This window comes from Paenibacillus chartarius (genome assembly GCF_042432825.1).
Lineage (GTDB): Bacteria > Bacillota > Bacilli > Paenibacillales > NBRC-103111 > Gordoniibacillus > Gordoniibacillus chartarius.
Map to the genome: position 1 here is coordinate 1 of NZ_JBHLWN010000038.1, position 18,955 is coordinate 18,955.

Below are 18,955 nucleotides of genomic sequence, written 5' to 3' on the forward strand. Positions count from 1 at the left end.
AGGCCCATCCGTAAGCCACAGGTTGCCCCGTGTTTCACGATTCCCCCATGCGAGGGAACCGGTTATCCGGTCTTAGCTACCGTTTCCGGTAGTTATCCCAGTCTTACAGGCAGGTTGCCTACGTGTTACTCACCCGTCCGCCGCTAACCTTACCCCGAAGGATAAAGTCCGCTCGACTTGCATGTATTAGGCACGCCGCCAGCGTTCGTCCTGAGCCAGGATCAAACTCTCCAATAAAGTTTGTATCTTTAGCTCTGAAACTTAACACTTGCGTGTTGTATTACATAAACCTCTCACTCGTCATTCAGTTTTCAAGGAGCAATCTTATCGTCACCGGTTTTAGCGGCGACTTTTATAATATATCACATCCGCCCTGTCTGTTGCAACCGGTATTTCTTAACTCCCCGTTGCTCAATCCGACAATTCGAAGCGGCGAGTAATAAAGTAACACATAACACAAGCAGAAGTCAACCCCGAATGCCGCATTTTTTTATCGGAAAACGCGATTTCTTGCGTAACGGGATATTTCTTTCGGCGACGCAAGTCTTGCATACATACGAAAAATCACTTTATACCTGGACTCGATGGCTCCTTTAATATCGTTATCGATCCGCTTGTCGTTCAGGTCGAACAGCATTTCATCCAGCTCTTTGCGAAGCACGTAATCCAGCTCCCGGCACTCCCGCTCATTGAACAAAAATCCTAACATCACTGTGACTAAACCCCTTTCTGTATATCGAGGCATTCATCTGCTCGAAGGCAAAGAGGGCACACACACGGAAGCACGAAGAATGGGTCTAAGCTGTGATTGGGCGCTTACATGCATGTACCCTATAGGGCTGCATCTGGTTTGCCTTACTGTTATGTTCAGTTTTTGCCATTTTTATGACGGAGCCGGGAAATAATTTTTAATGACGAACAAGCCAGTACGTAACCGTGCTCTCGATCAAGGCGGCGGCAAACAAGGATAATGCCAACACGATCGACAACGGAAGCAGAAGCTTCATTACATGCGAGAACTCCGCTTTCACACGCGAGCGCCAAGGAGCCGCGAAGACGGAGGCCACGCCTTTCAGCGCGACGAAACCTAAACGGATCCCGTAAGCACTGGCAACAAAAATCGCCGGAATTTCAATAATTCCATGCGGAAGTATCCCTACGATAAACTGTCCCAAGCTTTGCTCCGCCGCCTGTTCAACGCCGAGATAACCGATGACCATGCCGTTCACCAGGAGCAGCATGATCGGCCTAATCGCAAATATCAAACCGAATACGATGGTCAATAGCGAAGCTAGAAGGTTGTTGAGAAAAATCATCCCGAACAGCCACAGCTGCGGATTCGCCTTGTCTTGAACGACCGAACCGATCTGCTTGAGCACAGTAAGCTGATTTTCCAGGAAAGGAGCATATTGATCATGACCCTCGACACCGAGTACGACTCCCGCCGTGAAAATCGCAATCGCCGCTATAAAATATTTCCCCATATGCCGCATGTCGGCAAAAAGCAATTGAAATCTCTTTGACATACCGAAAACACCTGCTTTCTGTCATAAGTGCCGGAACCTCGCATACACATGTACCACTAGCGAAACAAGCCCGATAGCGGGAATGTGGCAAGGAGGCCGTCGACGTGAATGTATTCCTTGTAGTTAACGGAAAACGGATTAAGCAATTCACTTTTATCGCTGTTGCGATCGTATTTGCCGCGGGTATCATCTACTCGGAGAAGACGAATGTATCGGCCTTTGCCAGCGAGCTGCCTGCTGCCGTATACAGTGTTCCGACCGACAAGAAAATGGTGGCGCTGACTTTCGATATTAGCTGGGGCGAGAAGCGTCCGGAGCCGATCCTGAAGGTGCTCGAAGAGAAAAAAGTGAAAGGCGCTACGTTCTTCCTGTCCTCTCCTTGGGCCAAGGCGCACCCCGAGCTGACCGCGCGTATCGCAAAGGACGGTTACGAAATCGGAAGCCACGGCTTCAAGCATGACAACTACAGCGAGATGGAAGACGCCGAAATTCAAAAGCAAATTCAAACCGCTCATCAGATGCTGTCGGAAGTGACGGGCAAAGCCCCGACATTGATTCGACTTCCTAACGGAGATTTCGACAAGCGGGTGCTCACAATCGCCGATAAACTGGGCTACACCGTCATACAGTGGGATACCGACTCCCAGGACTACAAAAACATCGGCAAAGACAACATCGTCAAGCGGGTCGTTTCCCGGGCACACCCCGGCGATATTATTTTGCTCCATGCCAGCGATTCCGCACTCCAGACACAAGATGCACTGCCGGAGATCATCGATCAGCTTCGCGCCAAAGGCTACGAATTCGTATCGGTCAGCGAGCTGATACAGCAAGCCGAGGTCAGCAATCAGCAAGTGGAGGATCAGACCTTCAAATCTTGGAAATAGAAGAAGCGGGCCGATTACGGCTCGCTTTTGTTATTTCCCAGCACTTTGGGCAAAATTAATATTTGCCAGGCATTGCAGCCGAGCAGCGGCAGCACCATAAAGAACGTTCCGAACGGGTTGTTCTCCCGCAGCGCCGGAATCGCTTCCAGAGACGTGACGACGACCATGAAGAACAAAGTCGGAAGAAACCCCTTCGCGTTCGTCAAATTCATTTTCCAATAGGCGACGGCCAGTGACACCATCAACAGGATGATCGGAAGCGGAACGAAAGGCAGCCAATCCCCTTCGGAGTTAATCGCTCTCAAAAAAACCAGCTCAAACAAGGTGATCACAATGAGCGCCCATTGGAGCAAGTCCCAGGTGCGGGCATTGCGAATCATTCCCATACCGAAATAGCGGACAATCATGAAGGAGAAATAGCCCATCTGCGACACGATCGATATCGTAGCGCCGATCAGTGCCATATAGAGTAAATTCAATCCTACCGCCGATAACCCGAGAATCGTATAATTTTGATCCGTCAGCTTCAGAACAAGCCCCGCAGCAATGCCAAGCAAGGCTCCAACCAGCATCGTTGTCCAAAATAAATGAAACCATTTCCGCAGCGTCATGTACACAGCCTCCAACAGATGAGCAAATCCTAGTAGTTAATTGTACCAACCTTCACCGTAAAATGCCACCTGCCCCAAGTCATAAAGACTCGTTTTCCACACACACTAACACTACTTAGGTTACGGAAAGGAGCAGGATTTCGATGAACCGTTTATGGCAGTATGCCGCTTTGTCCGTTATGCTGCTGCTCACTACCTCTTGCGGTATGGACAACACCTCCGGCTCGAACAATAGTCAAAATGCCGTCAGCTACAAAGATACGAAGTCGATGGTGATGGACATCCTGAAATCCGAGGACGGGAAGAAAGCGGTCCAATCGGCGGCCTTCGGACTCGATGATACCAGTGACAAGACATTAAATACAGGCATCAAGACATTATCGACGGGCGACGCCAAGCAGCTGCAGCTGGCTGTTAAGGACGTTTTGACCGATCAACAGAACAGCACGTTTCTGCAAAATTTGTTGAAGGATCCGAAATTCGCCGGCGATTTTGCCAAGTCGATTCAGAAGGAAAACAAGCAGCTGTTCAAAGATCTCATGAAGGACCCCGAGTATCAGAAGCTTCAGCTCGATACGATGAAAAATCCGGAATATCAGAAAATATTGATCGATACGATGCGGGGCATGCAGTACCGACAGCACGTGATGAGCATTATACAAGAATCGATGCAAAGTCCTCTGTTCAAAGCCGAAATGATCAATTTACTTAAGAAAGCGATTGAGGAAGGTACAACTGCCCAAGCGCAATCGACCGGCGGTGGCCAGGGCGGCGAGTCTGGCGGCGGCGGGGGCGGCGGTCAAGGCGGCGAGTCCGGTGGCGGCGGTGAATCCGGCGGGGGCGGCGGCTCTGGAGGCGGCGGCGGTTCCGGGGGTGGCGGCGACTCTGGCGGCGGAGGCGGCGGCGGTCAATCCGAAAGCGGCGGCGAAAGCGGGGACCAAAGCAGCGAGGGCGGCAGCGACAAGAAAAAAGAGAAGAAAAGCAGTTAACTTCAGAAAATGCAAAAGGCGGTCGCTCCGGATGGAGGCCGCCTTTGTTTTATTTTACATATAATCAAGCACCGCGTCGGCTAATTTCAAATATAATTGACCGGTTGCGGAATCTTCTTTGTAAACGGACGGCGAATAATCCGGCTCGGCCGGGTGATTGTCCGGCGCACCAAGCGGAAGCTGTGCCAGCAGCTGAGTGTGCAGTTCATCGGCAAGCTTGGCGCCGCCCCCGCGGCCGAACACGTAATCCTTCTCGCCGCATTTCGGACACTCGTAATACGCCATATTTTCAACGATGCCTAGAATGTCATGATTGGTGTTCCTGGCCATCGCTCCCGCCCTGGCGGCAACGAAGGATGCCGTAGCGTGAGGGGTCGTCACGATAATTTCCTGACTGTGCGGGATCAGCTGATGAACGTCAAGCGCTACGTCGCCGGTACCCGGAGGCAGGTCCAGTAAAATGATCTCGACATCGCCCCAATTCACTTCATGGAAGAAGTTACGCAGCATTTTACCCAGCATCGGCCCTCTCCAAATGACAGGAGCGTTGTCCTGGACAAAAAAGCCCATCGAGATCACCTTCACGCCAAACTTCTCAACGGGAATGATTCGCTCATCAACAAGCTGAGGCCCTTCTTCAATCCCCATCATGTCGGGAATACTGAAGCCGTAAATGTCGGCATCGACAATACCGACCTTCTTGCGGCGTCTGGCGAGCGCTACGGCCAAATTGACGGTTACCGTCGACTTGCCTACACCGCCTTTGCCTGAAGCCACTGCGATAAATTCTACTCCGGATTCCGGCGACAAGATCGACGGACCCGGCTTGCCGGCTTGCTGCGGAGGAGCATGCGGATCCTTCGTTGCGGCCCGGTTCTTCTCCAGCTCATTCAAATCGAATTCGGTCATCTCGCGAAAACGGATTCGAAGCTCGCCCTTGTGCAGCTCCTTCAGTGCGTCCTGCAAGGCGCCGCGGCGCAGCTCCTTGCCGCCCTCCGTCGTTCCCGCCGACACCAAATACGTTAACGACAAGCTGTCTTCTTTCACCATTATATCTCGAATCAAATTAAGCTCAACTACACTTCGCGACCACTCCGGGTCGATTACTTGTTTCAGCGTCTCGAGCACTTGTTCACGGGTCGTCATGGTACACCTCGGCTTTGACGTATTGAATTCCGCTCTATTATAGCAATTATCTTAGAGGGAACCAACTTTTTCCCCGGAAAAATACCTTAAGACCCCTTGATACACGGCGGCCGCCACTTTCTTCTGATACCCCGGGTCTGCGAGCAGCCGGGCTTCTTCCGGATTGGACAGGAAGCCGAGCTCCAGAAGCGCCGCCGGCATCGTCGCTGTCTTTAATAAATAATTGTTCGCGTCCAGCTTCTTGGCTACCCGATCCGTGTTTTGCAGATTTTTCTTCACTTCGTCCTGAATCAGCGCAGCCAACCGGGCGTTGTCCGGATGATTCGTATAGAAGAACGCCTGAGCGCCGCGCCACTTCTCCGACGGGATTGCGTTCATATGGACGCTGAGCAGCAGGTCGGCATTTTGCTTGGCGATGAAATCGGAGCGCTTCATCAAGTCCTCCGTTTTCCTGCGGCTGTATCCCTTCGTATCCTGGGCGGCCAAATCCTCGTCTTCATCACGCGTCAGCACTACGATCGCTCCGGATTGCTGCAAGTAGTCCCTAAGGTACAAGGCAATCGCCAGGTTAATATCCTTCTCGATTACTCCGTCCTTACTGCTCGCCCCGCCGTCCGGCCCGCCGTGCCCCGCATCGAGTACAATGGTTTTACCGGAAAGGGGCATCGTCCACTGGGTCCACGTCTTCGTCGAAGGCAGCTCATACGTGTAGACGACCAGCATGAGCGCTACAAGCAGAGCGGACATGACCAGCTTCAGCCCGCCCTGCGGCGACAGCCAGACGACGAATCTCGATCTCCTTCTGCGCATATAAAAATCCACCTCTACTCCCCATAGACTCTGTATCATCTATATGGGACGAGGTGGATATTTATTCGCACAGCTTGTTCAGGTGAGCCTATAGCAAGCGTTACTGTTTAACCGCTTCGGACATGCCTTCGATCAAAATTTTCGCAACTTCCGGACGGCTGAATTCCGGAGGCGGGCATTGACCGCTGCGGAGCAGCTCGCGAACCTTCGTGCCGGACAGGTGCAGATGATCCGCCTTGTCGTGCGGGCACGTTTTGCTGGAAGCCATGTTGCCGCACTTCTTGCAGAAGAAGCTATGCTCGAAGAACAGAGGTGTGATGCCCAATTCTTCTTTTGTGAAGTTGCTGAAAATTTCCTGTGCTTCGTAGGTGCCGTAGTAGTCGCCTACACCGGCGTGGTCGCGGCCGACGATAAAATGCGTGCAGCCGTAGTTTTTACGAACCATCGCATGGAAAATCGCTTCCCGAGGGCCTGCATAACGCATTGCAGCCGGGAATACGCCGAGGAAAACGCGATCCTTCGGATAGTAGTTTTCGAGCAGCGCAAGGTAGCTCTTCATACGAACGTTGGCCGGAACGTCATCCGACTTCGTCTCGCCTACCAGCGGGTTAAGGAACAAGCCGTCAACGATTTCCATTGCCGACTTCTGAATATATTCGTGTGCGCGGTGAACCGGATTGCGGGTCTGGAAGCCGACAACCGTCTTCCAGCCCTTCTCCGCGAAGATTGCCCGAGTTTGCGCCGGATCGAAATAAAACTCTTCGAACTTCTCCGGCTTCGGACGGTTCAATACCTGAACGGAGCCGCCCACGTACGTATTCGGCTTCGAATACAGCTTCTGAACGCCCGGATGCGCCGTATCATCCGTCTTGAATACCTTAACGGCTTCGTGCTGCTGATCGGCTTTATAGATGCTGGATACATCAATAATACCGTACACTACGCCGTCATCTTCTCCGACAAGAGCTGCCGGCTGCCCGATCTGGAGCGTCTGGGCTACCGTCTCTTCCACTCCGAGAGTGATCGGAATACTCCAAACCAAACCGTTTGCAAGACGCATGGATTCAACCACCGAGCGGTAATCCTCCTCGGCCATAAAACCAGTAAGCGGCGAAAATGCCCCCACACCGATCAGATCCAGGTCGGATATCGCCCATGCGTTAATCTTGATAACAGGCAAAGCTGCCGCTTGCTTCAGAAGTGCCTCTCTTTGTTCAGCCGGTACAAGACGGTTAATCAACGTTCCGCCGTGTGCTGCAATCGATTGTGCCATACGATTCGTGTCCTCCGTTTCTATCCGTTCTTATTTATTTATGCAAGCCGCACTCGGTCTTCTCGAAGCCGGACCAGCGTCCCGCGCGAGGGTCTTCGCCCGGTGCAACCTGGCGTGTGCAGTGAGAGCAGCCGATGCTCGGATAGTTTTGGTCATGAAGCGGGTTATAAATCACATCGTTGGCTTTAATATAGTTCCAAACATCTTCGGATGTCCAGCTTGCCAGCGGGTTAAACTTGATAAGGCCGAACTTAACGTCGTACTCCACTTTCTTAGCGTTCGCACGAGTTGGAGCTTGGTCGCGGCGAATGCCCGTAATCCATGCGTCGTAGTTTTTCAGGATATCGGTAAGCGGATCAACCTTACGAATGTTGCAGCATTGCGTAGGGTCGGATTTCCACAGTTCGTCTCCATACTGAGCCGCTTGCTCATCGAGCGTCAGCTTTGGCAGCACTTGAACGAACTTCGTGCCGTAGCGCGCTTCCAGACGGTCTCTCGTTTCATAGGTTTCCTGAAAGTGAACGTTCGTATCCAAGTAGAAAATATCGGTAGTCGGGCTGATCTTCTGCAGCATATCAACCAGAACAACGTCTTCCGCACCAAAGCTGCATGCCAGCGTAAGCTTAGGGAATGTCTTTACAGCCCACTCGATGATCGCTTCAGGAGTGGCATTCTCGAACTCTACTGCTTTCTCGTTAACCAGCGCTTCTTTCTCAAACAAGTTCACAATCGTTCTCTCCTTTATAATTCCGAGTATGTTGATACGAAATCGACTTTTTCTCTAATTATAATAAAGTTCTATAGAAAGTCAATGGATTTCTTTATATAACCCCCAGCCCTATCTATATTTTATGGGCTTAATGTCAAATATGTGCCTATAATGAAAATGGACCTTTTTTGCAAATCGCAAAAAAGGTCCATTTGATTCGATAAATTAACGCTTGGAGAACTGAGGTGCCCGACGAGCAGCCTTCAAGCCGTATTTTTTCCGTTCCTTCATGCGCGGATCGCGCGTCAAGAAACCGGCTTTCTTCAAGGAGCCGCGAAGCTCCGGGTCTGCTTTGAGCAGTGCACGGGAGATACCGTGACGGATAGCGCCCGCTTGACCGGACATGCCGCCGCCGTGTGCAAGCACCAGCACGTCATACTTGCCGACTGTTTCAGTCAGCGTAAGCGGCTGCTTTACGATCAGCTTCAAAGTTTCCAGACCGAAGTATTCATTCAGGTCACGCTTATTGATTACGATGCGTCCTTCACCCGGTACAAGGCGTACACGCGCTACCGAGTGCTTCCGACGACCGGTTCCGTAGTATTGAACTTGTGCCACGAAGAGTATCCTCCTTATCGATTATCCGCGAAGTTCCCAAGCAACCGGTTGCTGCGCTGCGTGCGGATGCTCCGCGCCAGCGTACACCTTCAGCTTGGTCTGCATTTGGTGGCCGAGCTTGTTCTTCGGCAGCATGCCGTGTACAGCCAGCTCGATGATGCGCTCTGGCTTCGTGTTCAGCATTTCTTGCGCCGTAGTCGTACGCAGGCCGCCCGGATAACCGGAGTGGCGGTAGTACTTCTTCTGCTGCAGCTTCTTGCCTGTCAGAACGATCTTCTCTGCATTGATGACAACGACGAAATCGCCAGTGTCGACATGCGGAGTGAATTCAGGTTTGTGCTTGCCGCGGATCAGGGCCGCGACTTCGCTCGCCAGACGACCGAGCGTTTGGCCGGCCGCATCAACGACGAGCCATTTGCGCTCGACTTCGAGCGGTTTCGCCATATATGTGGTACGCATGTTGGTTCCTCCTAAAGAATGTTCAAGAAAACATCAATGTCATCATTTTCAAGTCAACGGGTTGGGGTGTATCTTGATTCGGGGCTGTGGGAGAGCCTCAAGAAACGCCAATTAATATTTTACATCATACGCCCTTGAAAATCAACATCGAATTGCATTCAATATTCAACACTCCAGAGCATCAGTCCGTGTGCCATAGCCGTCGGACCTGCTCTTGAACGGTCCCTCGCTTCGAGGATAGCACGCATCTCCGCTGCGGGACGCTTCCCCTCACCGATCTCGATTAACGTTCCGACAATGATGCGAACCATATTATATAGGAACCCGTTACCGGTCACGGTGATCTTCAGCACTCCCGATGTCTCCGGGAGGTCACCGGCATCGGGAATATGTTCGATAGCAGCTTCGTAGATCGTTCTGACCTTGGACTCCAATTCCGTATGAACCGAGCAAAAGGACGTGAAGTCGTGTTCTCCTACGATAGCAGTGATAGCATCCTTCATAGCAGCTATATCCAGATGCCCCGGATGGTGATACTGGTAGGCACGTTCAAACACATCATGGAATTTGCTGCATCGAATGAAATAGCTGTATGTTTTGCGCTTGGCCGACTTTCGAGCATGGAAGGTTTCCGGCACTTCATCTGCCGAACGGACGACGATGTCGCTTGGCAATCGTGAGTTGAGCGCCATGCTCCAGCGTTCGACCGGTATTCGAGAATCCGTATGGAAATTGCATACTTGGGCCCTCGCGTGCACGCCGGCATCCGTCCGGCCGGAGGAGGTGACCTTCACCGTTTCCCCGGTCAGCTTGAGGATCGCCTTCTCCAGTTGATCCTGCACGGTATTGCCGCTTGGCTGCGTCTGAAAACCCGAATAGTGCGTTCCGTCATAGCTGACGACAAACCGAATGTTACGCAACTTCGCCATTCCTCCTGCATGGTCGGGGAACGGTCCCCAACCCTACAAAAAAAGGGCTTCATCAGAATCCTTAGATTCCGTCCACCCTTTCCCATGCCTCTTAAGCTCGATCAACCAGTTCCAAGTACACCATAGGTGCTGCGTCGCCGCGGCGCGGTCCCAGCTTCAGGATGCGCGTGTAGCCGCCTGGACGAGCGGAGTAACGAGGAGCCAGCTCCGAGAACAGCTTCTGAATTGCATCTTGACCGTTCTGCGCTTCTTCCCGACGAACGAATGCCGCAACTTGACGGCGAGCGTGCAGGTCGCCGCGCTTCGCGAGCGTAATAAGCTTCTCAGCAACGGAACGAACTTCCTTCGCTTTCGCCTCTGTCGTTTGGATGCGCTCGTGGATGAACAGGTCGGTTACCAGGTCACGGAACAATGCTTTCCGCGCGCTGGAGTCACGGCCCAACTTTTGGTATGCCATGTCGCTTCAAACCTCCTTCTGCTGCAATTAGTCTTCCGTACGAAGGCCGAGACCGAGCTCTTCAAGCTTCTCTTGCACTTCTTCCAAGGACTTGCGTCCGAGGTTACGGACTTTCATCATATCTTCTTCTGTCTTCGTAATCAGTTCTTGTACCGTATTTATCCCGGCGCGTTTCAAGCAGTTGTAGGAGCGGACGGAAAGGTCGAGCTCTTCGATGGTCATCTCGAGCACCTTTTCCTTCTTGTCCTCTTCCTTCTCTACCATAATCTCGGCATCCTTCGCTTCATCGGTCAAGCCGACGAACAGCAGCAGATGCTCGGTCAAGATTTTGGCGCCTAAGCTGACTGCTTCTTCAGGTCGAATGCTTCCATCGGTCCATACTTCAAGCGTAAGTTTGTCGTAGTTGGTTACCTGGCCGACGCGCGTATTTTCCACACTGTAGTTCACGCGGGTAATGGGCGTATAGATGGAGTCGATCGGAATGACGCCGATTGGCTTGTCTTCGTCCTTGTTCTTGTCGGCGGAGACGTAGCCGCGGCCGCGGTTCGCATGAATTCTCATGTGAAGGCGGGCATCCGAGGACAAAGTAGCAATATGCAGATCCGGATTCAGGATCTCCACATCGCTATCGCCGCGAATGTCGCCAGCCGTGATCGTGCCTTCGCCTTCGGCGTCGATCTCGAGCACTTTTTCCTCATCGGAATGAATCTTCAGCGACAGCGCCTTGAGGTTGAGGATGATTTCCGTTACGTCCTCCATCACTCCAGGGATCGTTGAAAACTCATGCAACACTCCATCAATCTGCACAGAGGTAACTGCAGCTCCAGGAAGCGAAGACAGTAAGATACGACGCAGAGAGTTACCCAGTGTTGTACCGTAACCGCGCTCCAGCGGCTCGACCACGAACTTGCCGTACGTGCCGTCCTCGCTGACGGTTACGGTCTCTATTTTTGGCTTTTCAATTTCAATCATGAAATGTACCCTCCTATAGAACGTCGTTTCCCCTCTGGTTTCCAAACATAGTTATGCAGTATGCCTATCCAATCAGTATTGGCAACTTATGGATAAATATACCACACGTGATCCGTTTGTTATACGCGGCGACGTTTCGGCGGGCGGCAGCCATTGTGAGGAACTGGTGTTACGTCCTTGATCAGGTTCACTTCGAGGCCTGCAGCCTGAAGGGAACGGATCGCAGCTTCACGACCGGATCCTGGGCCTTTTACCATGACTTCGACAGTTTTCAGCCCGTGCTCCATTGCAGCTTTAGCAGCGGACTCGGCAGCCATCTGTGCGGCGAACGGCGTGCTCTTGCGGGAGCCCTTGAAGCCAAGGTTGCCGGCGCTTGCCCAAGAGATCGCATTGCCGTGCGGGTCCGTGATCGTAACGATCGTGTTATTGAAAGTGGAACGGATATGTGCAACGCCGGATTCGATATTTTTACGGTCGCGGCGTTTTGTGCGGACAACTTTTTTAGGTTTCGCCATTGGTTGTGGTTACCCTCCTTTATTATTTTTTCTTGTTTGCTACCGTACGGCGAGGGCCTTTGCGCGTACGAGCGTTGGTCTTCGTGCGTTGGCCGCGAACCGGCAGGCCGCGACGGTGGCGAAGACCGCGATAAGAACCGATCTCGATCAGGCGCTTGATGTTCAGGGAGATCTCACGACGGAGGTCGCCTTCTACTTTCAGGCCTTTGTCGATCGCATCGCGGATTTTGCTGACTTCATCTTCAGTCAGGTCGCGAACGCGAGTGTTGGCGTTGATACCGGTTTGAGCAACGATCTTCTGAGCTGTCGTGTTGCCAATACCAAAAATATATGTGAGCGCGATAACGACGCGCTTGTCACGAGGCAAGTCTACACCAGCAATACGTGCCATGTTTATTCGTGCACCTCCTTATTATCCTTGTTTTTGTTTATGCTTCGGGTTTTCGCAGATGACCATGACGTTGCCCTTACGTCTGATGACCTTGCATTTCTCGCAGATCGGTTTAACCGAAGGTCTGACTTTCATGGGATTTCCTCCTTATTTGAAGCGGTAAGTGATCCGGCCGCGGGTCAAGTCGTAAGGGGACAGCTCCACGGTGACTTTGTCGCCTGGCAGAATGCGGATGAAGTGCATCCGAATTTTACCGGAGACGTGCGCTAATATTTGATGTCCGTTCTCGAGCTCCACTTTGAACATCGCATTCGGAAGCGGTTCGATGACTTTACCTTCGACTTCAATTACATCTTCTTTGGCCACAGTCATTCTCCTTTCTCTTGCGCTTCTGCAGACGGCTGATTCTCGACATATTTAGCAATGGCGTATCGCAGCTTTCCATTCGTCACACGACCCGTCTCCCGAAGCGAGCCTGCAACCTCTTCGCTGATGATATCCAGCAGCTCCAAGTGAAGCAGATTCTTCTTCTTCGGCTGGTCGAACTTGCGCTTATCACCGTCGGCGATGTTGACGAAGCGTTCGTCTTCAACTCCGATGATAACGGCCAGCTTTCCAGCGTCCCTGCCACGCAAATTGCGGACAAGTTGACCTAGCTGCGGGGCGCCCTGTTGGTTCAATTCCACCCACCTGCACCTTCAACGGTAACGGTAGTCAGGGTTGCCGTGTAACGTGAATTCGTCGTAGAAGCACATAAGCTGCCGGAAAATCTGGTCCAGATGATCATCAGGACTGACCTCGCAGATGAGCATGAATCTCGGCGGTCACCGCTTGAATGTCTTGTTCGCCGTTCACTTCGTACAGGATCCCTTTGTTTCCGTAGAAATCAAGCAGAGGGGCGGTCTTGTTCAGATATTCATCCAAACGAGTGCCAACTTTCTCTTCCGTATCGTCCGAACGCTGATACAGCTCGCCGCCGCACTTGTCGCAGACGCCTTCCTGCTTCGGTGCGTTGAACATCACATGATAGGTAGCGCCGCAAGATCTGCAGATGCGTCGTCCTGTCAGACGGGCCAGCAGCAGGTTACGGTCAACCTTCAGATTAACGACGTGATTCAACGTTTTGCCTAGGGATGACAGCATTTCGTCCAATGCTTCGGCTTGCGCCAGCGTCCGCGGATAGCCGTCGAGCAGGAATCCTTTCGCGCAGTCCGGCTGTGCCAGACGCTCTTTCACGATTCCGTTCGTAATTTCATCCGGAACGAGCAGCCCTTTGTCCACATAAGACTTCGCTTCTACACCAAGCGGAGTGCCTTGGCTCATCGCTAGACGAAACGCATCACCGGTCGAAATATGCGGAATTTGAAATTCCTCTACGATTTTCTCCGCCTGAGTGCCTTTGCCTGCACCAGGAGGACCCATAAACAGTACGTTCACGTCCGATCTCCTCCATTACCCCTATGACTTACACGAAACAGCACAATAGGTGCCGACGCTTGAAACAAATTCAGAGCATCAGTACCTATTCGCTATTTGGTGATAAAGCCTTTATAGTGGCGCTTGATCAATTGGCTTTCGATTTGCTTCATCGTATCAAGTCCTACACCGACCATAATCAGCAGTGACGTGCCACCGACTGATGCAGCTTGCGGCAGACCGGCGATTGGAACGAGAATCATCGGCACAATCGAGATCAATGCCAGGAATATTGCACCGGACAAAGTAATCCGATTCATAACGCGAATCAGGTATACGGAAGTTGCTTTACCTGGACGAATGCCCGGGATATAGCCGCCGTTCTTTTTCATCTGATCCGCCATTTGCTCCGGATTCATCTGAACGAACGTGTAGAAGTACGTGAAGCCGATGATCATCAAAACATACAGCACCATTCCAAGCGGAGCGGTGTACGACAAGTTGTTGATGATCCAATCCGCAACCGGGTTCGTGCGCCAGTAGCTTGCAATCGTCGGCGGGAAAATCAGCAGCGACGAAGCGAAGATAACCGGGATAACACCCGCAGCGTTGACTTTAAGCGGGATATGCGTCGTTTGACCTCCGTACATTTTCCGTCCGACAACACGCTTGGCGTATTGAACAGGGATCTTGCGAACGCCCTGCTGGACGAAAATAACGCCTGCAATAAGCAGGATAATCACGATAAGTATCACTACGAGCTTCACAATGTTCAAGAACAACTGGTCGCCCGCAGTCGCGATTTGCGTTTGGTACAGTTGGCCGATACCTCTCGGTATACTCGCAACGATACCTGCGAAGATGATTATGGAAATACCGTTGCCGATGCCGTACTCGTTGATTTGTTCGCCGATCCACATCAAGAATGCGGTGCCCGCGGTCAATACGATGGCAATCAAAGCGTACGTCGTAAACGTCGGATCCAGAACCAGCTGCGCCCCGTAGAGGCGATTAAAGCCGATCGCTGTTGCGAAGGCTTGCACTAAACCTAAAATAATCGTTCCGTAACGCGTAATCTGTGCCAGCTTCCTGCGCCCGACTTCGCCTTCCTTCTGCCATTGAGTGAACTTCGGAATAACGTCCATTGACAGAAGGTTAACGATGATCGATGCCGTAACGTAAGGCATGATCCCTAAAGCGAAGATCGAGAACTGGAATAAGGCGCCGCCGGAGAACGTGTTGAGCAGGTTAAAAATAGCCGCGCCGCCCGATTGGTCTTGCATCTTCAATATCGTCGTATCGATGTTCGGCACCGGTACAAAGGAGCCGAGTCGATAAACGATAAGAATGAGAAGGGTGAACAAAATTCGTTTCCGCAAATCCTCTACCTTAAAGATATTGGATATGGTTCTGAACAATTAGATCACCTCGGTTTGACCACCGGCAGCTTGGATTTTCTCTACCGCAGATTGAGAGAACTTGTTGGCCTTCACTGTCAGTTTCACTGTCAGTTCGCCAGTACCAAGAATCTTAATGCCATCGAGTTGATCTTTAACAAGACCTGCTTGCTTCAGCAGTTCCGGAGTTACTTCCGTACCCGCTTCGAAAGCGTTCAGATCTTGCACGTTGACCACCGCATACTCAACGCGGAACGGATTGTTGAAGCCGCGCTTAGGAAGACGGCGGTACAACGGGTTCTGTCCGCCCTCGAAGCCGAGTCGTACGCCACCGCCGGAGCGAGCGTTCTGACCCTTATGACCGCGAGTCGACGTCTTACCCATGCCGCTACCTACACCGCGGCCTACACGCTTGCGAGTGTGGCGGGAACCTGGAGCCGAGCTCAGTTCATGCAATTTCATTGCTTGCACCTCCTCTAGGTTGAATTTGTGATTTATGCTTCGATTTGCTTAACTTCGACCAAGTGGCTGACCTTAACGACCATGCCGCGGATTGCTTCATTGTCGTTCTGAATGACAGTTTGATGCAGCTTACGCAGGCCGAGCGAGTTGACCGTTGCGCGCTGGGATTCCGGGCGGCCGATCAGGCTCTTCTTCAGGGTAATTTGCAATTTAGCCATCGTTACCCCTCCTTAACCTAGCAGTTCTTCTACGGATTTACCGCGAAGTTTCGCTACCTCGTCTGCACGCTTGAGGCGGCTCAGACCTTCGAGAGTAGCGTTTACCATGTTGATTGGGTTGTTCGATCCGAGCGACTTCGTCAGAATGTCGCCAACGCCGGCCAGCTCGAGTACGGCACGAACAGGGCCGCCTGCGATAACGCCTGTACCTTCGGAAGCAGGCTTCAGAAGAACCTTACCGGCGCCGAAGTGACCTTCAACCAGGTGAGGAATCGAAGTGCCGACGATCGGAACGTGAATCAGATTCTTCTTCGCGTCTTCGATGCCTTTGCGAATGGCGTCAGGAACTTCTGCCGCTTTGCCGATGCCCGCACCAACCCAGCCTTTGCCGTCGCCGACAACAACCAGTGCGCTGAAGCTGAAACGGCGTCCGCCCTTAACAACCTTCGCTACGCGATTCAGGGAGACCATCTTTTCAGTAAGCTCTAATGTATTAGGATCTACGCGCAAGTCGTTAACCTCCTTCAGTCTAAATTAGAATTCAAGCCCCGCTTCGCGGGCTGCGTCTGCCAATGCTTGCACACGGCCGTGATACAGATAGCCGCTGCGGTCAAATACGACCTTTTCGAAACCTTTCGCTTTCGCGCGCTGAGCGATCAGCTCGCCAACCTTCTTAGCAGCTTCAACGTTGCCGCCGTTGCCAAGTCCTTCGCGAAGTTCTTTATCTTGAGTCGACGCAGATGCCAGCGTTACGCCGGTCGTGTCGTCGATCAGTTGAGCGTACATATGCTTGGAGGAACGGAAAATGTTCAACCGAGGGCGCTCCGTAGTACCCGTGATTTTCTTGCGGACACGAAGGTGTCTCTTCAGACGAGCTTTGTTCTTATCGCCTTTAGTAATCATCCGGTTATGCACTCCTTTCAAGGTATTTCGACATGCTATCGGTTACGCGGCGCACGAGGTGCGCAGCGTTATTATTTCTTCTTACCAGCTTTACCTTCTTTACGAAGGATGCGCTCGTTTTCATACTTAATCCCTTTGCCCTTGTAAGGCTCAGGCTCGCGAACAGCACGAATCTTGGCAGCCGTTGCGCCGACAAGCTCCTTGTCGATGCCGCGAACGATGATGCGGTTGTTCGCAGGAACTTCGAACTCGATGCCATTGTCCGGAGTGAACTCAACCGGGTGGGAATAACCGACGTTCAGAACCAGCTTCTCACCGGCTTTGTTCGCACGGTAACCTACACCGACGAGGTCGAGTGCTTTGGCATAACCTTCAGTTACGCCGTTGATCATGTTAGCAACTACGCTGCGAGTCGTACCGTGCAAGGAGCGGTGAAGCTTGTGGTCGGAAGGACGCTCAACCGTGATCACGTTCTCTTCCACTACAATCTTCATATCCTTGTGCAGCTCGCGGCTCAGCGTTCCTTTCGGACCTTTCACCGTGATCAGCGTGTTATCCAAAGTAATGTTAACGCCATTCGGAATGGCGATTGGTTTACGACCAATACGGGACATGGTGACACCTCCATTCTTCTGTTAATGAATTACCACACGTAGCAGATAACTTCGCCGCCGGACTTGGCTTGACGAGCGTCTTTATCTGTCATGATACCCTTCGAAGTCGAGATGATGGCAATACCAAGGCCACCAAGTACACGAGGGATTTCTTGCGATTTCGTATATACGCGCAGACCCGGCTTGCTAATGCGCTTAAGACCGGAGATGACGCGCTCGTTGTTCGGACCGTATTTGAGGAACAAGCGGATAATGCCTTGCTTGTTGTCTTCTACGTACTCGGCATCACGAATGAAGCCTTCCTTCTTGAGGATCTCCGCAATCTCCTTCTTGATCTTAGAAGATGGGATTTCAACGGTTTCGTGACGCACAACGTTCGCATTGCGAATGCGTGTCAGCATATCTGCAATTGGATCGGACATAACCATGGGGTGAGAACCTCCTTCCCGTTATTCGCTAGATTACCAGCTTGCTTTTTTAACGCCGGGAATTTGACCTTTGTAGGCTAATTCACGGAAACAAATTCTGCAAATTTTGAACTTACGGAGCACCGAGTGAGGGCGGCCGCAGCGTTCGCAGCGCGTATATGCCTGCACTTTGAACTTCGGAGGACGCTGCTGCTTCACTTTCATCGAAGTTTTTGCCACTAAGTATTACACCTCCAGTACTTTAGGTTCCGTATCTTATTTCACGAAAGGCATGCCGAGTTGCGTCAGCAGCTCCCGGGATTCTTCGTCCGTACGAGCGGTAGTTACGATAACGATATCCATACCGCGAGTCTTGTCGACCTTGTCATACTCGATTTCTGGGAAGATCAATTGCTCTTTCAGACCGAGCGTATAGTTGCCGCGTCCGTCGAAAGCCTTGTTGGATACGCCGCGGAAGTCACGTACGCGCGGAAGCGCGATGTTGAACAGCTTATCCAGGAAGTAGTACATGCGGTCGCCGCGAAGCGTTACTTTCACGCCGATCGGCATGTTCTCACGAAGCTTGAAGCCTGCGATGGACTTCTTCGCACGTGTGATAACCGGCTTCTGACCGGCGATCTTCTGCATATCTTCAACTGCTGCGTCGAGCAGCTTGGAGTTGCCTGTTGCTTCACCAACACCCATGTTGATGACAACTTTCTCGATCTTCGGCACTTGCATTACCGTTGTATACGAAAACTTCTGCATCAGCGCAGGAGTTACTTCGTTAAGAAAACGATCCTTCAATCTTGCAGACATGAATTAATGGCCTCCTTTCTTGGCTTATCAATTAGTCGATCACTTCGCCGGATTTCTTAGCGACGCGAACTTTCTTGCCGTTCTCGAGCACTTTGTAGCCGATACGAGTCGGCTGGCCGCTCTTCGGATCGATCAGCATCACGTTCGATACGTGAATCGGAGCTTCCTTGGAAATGATGCCGCCTTGCGGATTCGCTTGGTTCGGCTTCTGATGCTTCTTGATCAGATTCACACCTTCAACCAGAACGCGGTTCTCGCGAGGGTAAGCTTCCAGGACGCGGCCCTTCTTGCCTTTATCTTTGCCGGAGATGACGAATACCGTATCGTCCTTCTTCACGTGCAATTTGTTGTTGTGGGATTCCAGAACTTTTTTCACTCTTGGCATGGTTTGCACCTCCTGCAACTTCGCGAATAACGAAGTTTATCG

General features: G+C 51.9%; 30 protein-coding genes and 1 rRNA gene. 2 read left to right on the plus strand and 29 right to left on the minus strand.

All coding sequences use genetic code 11. The features are described from left to right. The 3 genes from ACFFK0_RS09940 to ACFFK0_RS09950 form a co-directional block, all read right to left on the minus strand. Positions 1-237: ribosomal RNA gene (locus tag ACFFK0_RS09940) — 16S ribosomal RNA — on the minus strand; the annotation flags it as partial. Positions 238-490: 253 nt separating this feature from the next. Beyond that, a complete protein-coding gene (locus tag ACFFK0_RS09945) occupies positions 491-709 on the minus strand; it encodes a hypothetical protein (protein ID WP_377470079.1) in 219 nt (72 codons plus the stop codon). Between the two features lie 199 nt (positions 710-908). Next, positions 909-1,526 carry a stage II sporulation protein M gene (locus ACFFK0_RS09950; RefSeq protein ID WP_377470004.1) on the minus strand — a complete coding sequence of 206 codons (618 nt, stop codon included), beginning with the start codon at positions 1,524-1,526 and terminating at the stop codon, positions 909-911. A gap of 104 nt (positions 1,527-1,630) precedes the next feature. Between ACFFK0_RS09950 and pdaB the strand changes: the two genes are divergently transcribed. Continuing rightward, complete coding sequence (gene pdaB / locus ACFFK0_RS09955; protein ID WP_377470006.1) at positions 1,631-2,413, plus strand: polysaccharide deacetylase family sporulation protein PdaB; 783 nt, start codon at positions 1,631-1,633, stop codon at positions 2,411-2,413. A gap of 14 nt (positions 2,414-2,427) precedes the next feature. Here the strand turns inward: pdaB and ACFFK0_RS09960 are convergent, their stop codons facing one another. Beyond that, entirely contained in the window at positions 2,428-3,024 is a 597-nt protein-coding gene (locus ACFFK0_RS09960; protein ID WP_377470007.1) for a KinB-signaling pathway activation protein, read from the minus strand. A 143-nt stretch (positions 3,025-3,167) separates the two neighbouring features. Here ACFFK0_RS09960 and gerD point away from each other — a divergent pair, with 143 nt between their 5' ends. Then, positions 3,168-4,013 (plus strand): spore germination lipoprotein GerD, encoded by an 846-nt coding sequence (gerD, locus tag ACFFK0_RS09965; RefSeq protein ID WP_377470008.1) that lies wholly within the window; start codon positions 3,168-3,170, stop codon positions 4,011-4,013. Positions 4,014-4,067: 54 nt separating this feature from the next. On the opposite strand, the gene salA is transcribed toward gerD, so the two are convergent. From salA to rplX, 25 genes are all read right to left on the minus strand, one after another. Next, the gene (gene salA / locus ACFFK0_RS09970; protein ID WP_377470009.1) at positions 4,068-5,159 is read right to left on the minus strand and encodes an iron-sulfur carrier protein/transcriptional regulator SalA; all 1,092 of its coding nucleotides are present in this window, start codon (positions 5,157-5,159) and stop codon (positions 4,068-4,070) included. 51 nt (positions 5,160-5,210) lie between these two features. Then, a complete protein-coding gene (cwlD, locus tag ACFFK0_RS09975; protein WP_377470010.1) occupies positions 5,211-5,969 on the minus strand; it encodes an N-acetylmuramoyl-L-alanine amidase CwlD in 759 nt (252 codons plus the stop codon). Between the two features lie 100 nt (positions 5,970-6,069). Then, on the minus strand, positions 6,070-7,242 hold the full coding sequence (gene sat, locus ACFFK0_RS09980; RefSeq protein ID WP_377470011.1) for a sulfate adenylyltransferase: 1,173 nt from the start codon (positions 7,240-7,242) through the stop codon (positions 6,070-6,072). Positions 7,243-7,276: 34 nt separating this feature from the next. Further along, positions 7,277-7,969, minus strand: coding sequence for a phosphoadenylyl-sulfate reductase (locus ACFFK0_RS09985; protein ID WP_377470012.1), 693 nt, complete (start codon positions 7,967-7,969; stop codon positions 7,277-7,279). Between the two features lie 207 nt (positions 7,970-8,176). Continuing rightward, positions 8,177-8,569: a 30S ribosomal protein S9 gene (gene rpsI, locus ACFFK0_RS09990; protein ID WP_377470013.1), complete on the minus strand. Its 393-nt coding sequence runs from the start codon at positions 8,567-8,569 to the stop codon at positions 8,177-8,179. A 21-nt stretch (positions 8,570-8,590) separates the two neighbouring features. Continuing rightward, positions 8,591-9,028 (minus strand): 50S ribosomal protein L13, encoded by a 438-nt coding sequence (rplM, locus tag ACFFK0_RS09995; protein ID WP_377470014.1) that lies wholly within the window; start codon positions 9,026-9,028, stop codon positions 8,591-8,593. Positions 9,029-9,186: 158 nt separating this feature from the next. After that, the gene (gene truA, locus ACFFK0_RS10000) at positions 9,187-9,948 is read right to left on the minus strand and encodes a tRNA pseudouridine(38-40) synthase TruA (protein WP_377470015.1); all 762 of its coding nucleotides are present in this window, start codon (positions 9,946-9,948) and stop codon (positions 9,187-9,189) included. Positions 9,949-10,048: 100 nt separating this feature from the next. Continuing rightward, a complete protein-coding gene (rplQ, locus tag ACFFK0_RS10005; protein WP_377470016.1) occupies positions 10,049-10,414 on the minus strand; it encodes a 50S ribosomal protein L17 in 366 nt (121 codons plus the stop codon). A gap of 27 nt (positions 10,415-10,441) precedes the next feature. Then, complete coding sequence (locus ACFFK0_RS10010; RefSeq protein WP_377470017.1) at positions 10,442-11,386, minus strand: DNA-directed RNA polymerase subunit alpha; 945 nt, start codon at positions 11,384-11,386, stop codon at positions 10,442-10,444. Between the two features lie 119 nt (positions 11,387-11,505). Continuing rightward, positions 11,506-11,901 (minus strand): 30S ribosomal protein S11, encoded by a 396-nt coding sequence (gene rpsK, locus ACFFK0_RS10015; RefSeq protein ID WP_377470018.1) that lies wholly within the window; start codon positions 11,899-11,901, stop codon positions 11,506-11,508. Positions 11,902-11,923: 22 nt separating this feature from the next. Further along, entirely contained in the window at positions 11,924-12,292 is a 369-nt protein-coding gene (rpsM, locus tag ACFFK0_RS10020; protein ID WP_377470019.1) for a 30S ribosomal protein S13, read from the minus strand. 21 nt (positions 12,293-12,313) lie between these two features. Next, positions 12,314-12,427 carry a 50S ribosomal protein L36 gene (gene rpmJ / locus ACFFK0_RS10025; protein ID WP_003333770.1) on the minus strand — a complete coding sequence of 38 codons (114 nt, stop codon included), beginning with the start codon at positions 12,425-12,427 and terminating at the stop codon, positions 12,314-12,316. 12 nt (positions 12,428-12,439) lie between these two features. Then, a complete protein-coding gene (gene infA / locus ACFFK0_RS10030; protein ID WP_041048871.1) occupies positions 12,440-12,658 on the minus strand; it encodes a translation initiation factor IF-1 in 219 nt (72 codons plus the stop codon). A gap of 2 nt (positions 12,659-12,660) precedes the next feature. Then, positions 12,661-12,972, minus strand: a complete 312-nt coding sequence (locus tag ACFFK0_RS10035; RefSeq protein WP_377470080.1) for a hypothetical protein — start codon at positions 12,970-12,972, stop codon at positions 12,661-12,663. A gap of 106 nt (positions 12,973-13,078) precedes the next feature. Next, on the minus strand, positions 13,079-13,729 hold the full coding sequence (locus tag ACFFK0_RS10040) for an adenylate kinase (RefSeq protein WP_377470020.1): 651 nt from the start codon (positions 13,727-13,729) through the stop codon (positions 13,079-13,081). 92 nt (positions 13,730-13,821) lie between these two features. Then, positions 13,822-15,126, minus strand: a complete 1,305-nt coding sequence (secY, locus tag ACFFK0_RS10045) for a preprotein translocase subunit SecY (protein WP_377470021.1) — start codon at positions 15,124-15,126, stop codon at positions 13,822-13,824. Continuing rightward, positions 15,127-15,567 (minus strand): 50S ribosomal protein L15, encoded by a 441-nt coding sequence (rplO, locus tag ACFFK0_RS10050; protein WP_377470022.1) that lies wholly within the window; start codon positions 15,565-15,567, stop codon positions 15,127-15,129. A gap of 32 nt (positions 15,568-15,599) precedes the next feature. Further along, complete coding sequence (rpmD, locus tag ACFFK0_RS10055; protein ID WP_377470023.1) at positions 15,600-15,785, minus strand: 50S ribosomal protein L30; 186 nt, start codon at positions 15,783-15,785, stop codon at positions 15,600-15,602. 12 nt (positions 15,786-15,797) lie between these two features. Beyond that, positions 15,798-16,295, minus strand: a complete 498-nt coding sequence (rpsE, locus tag ACFFK0_RS10060; RefSeq protein WP_377470024.1) for a 30S ribosomal protein S5 — start codon at positions 16,293-16,295, stop codon at positions 15,798-15,800. A gap of 24 nt (positions 16,296-16,319) precedes the next feature. Then, entirely contained in the window at positions 16,320-16,688 is a 369-nt protein-coding gene (rplR, locus tag ACFFK0_RS10065) for a 50S ribosomal protein L18 (protein WP_377470025.1), read from the minus strand. 71 nt (positions 16,689-16,759) lie between these two features. Further along, on the minus strand, positions 16,760-17,302 hold the full coding sequence (gene rplF, locus ACFFK0_RS10070; protein ID WP_377470026.1) for a 50S ribosomal protein L6: 543 nt from the start codon (positions 17,300-17,302) through the stop codon (positions 16,760-16,762). Positions 17,303-17,331: 29 nt separating this feature from the next. Further along, positions 17,332-17,730 carry a 30S ribosomal protein S8 gene (rpsH, locus tag ACFFK0_RS10075; RefSeq protein ID WP_377470027.1) on the minus strand — a complete coding sequence of 133 codons (399 nt, stop codon included), beginning with the start codon at positions 17,728-17,730 and terminating at the stop codon, positions 17,332-17,334. Positions 17,731-17,763: 33 nt separating this feature from the next. Further along, the gene (locus tag ACFFK0_RS10080) at positions 17,764-17,949 is read right to left on the minus strand and encodes a type Z 30S ribosomal protein S14 (RefSeq protein WP_026326663.1); all 186 of its coding nucleotides are present in this window, start codon (positions 17,947-17,949) and stop codon (positions 17,764-17,766) included. Between the two features lie 36 nt (positions 17,950-17,985). After that, positions 17,986-18,528, minus strand: coding sequence for a 50S ribosomal protein L5 (gene rplE / locus ACFFK0_RS10085; RefSeq protein ID WP_377470028.1), 543 nt, complete (start codon positions 18,526-18,528; stop codon positions 17,986-17,988). 31 nt (positions 18,529-18,559) lie between these two features. Beyond that, on the minus strand, positions 18,560-18,913 hold the full coding sequence (gene rplX, locus ACFFK0_RS10090) for a 50S ribosomal protein L24 (RefSeq protein WP_377470029.1): 354 nt from the start codon (positions 18,911-18,913) through the stop codon (positions 18,560-18,562). Positions 18,914-18,955 lie beyond the last annotated feature (42 nt).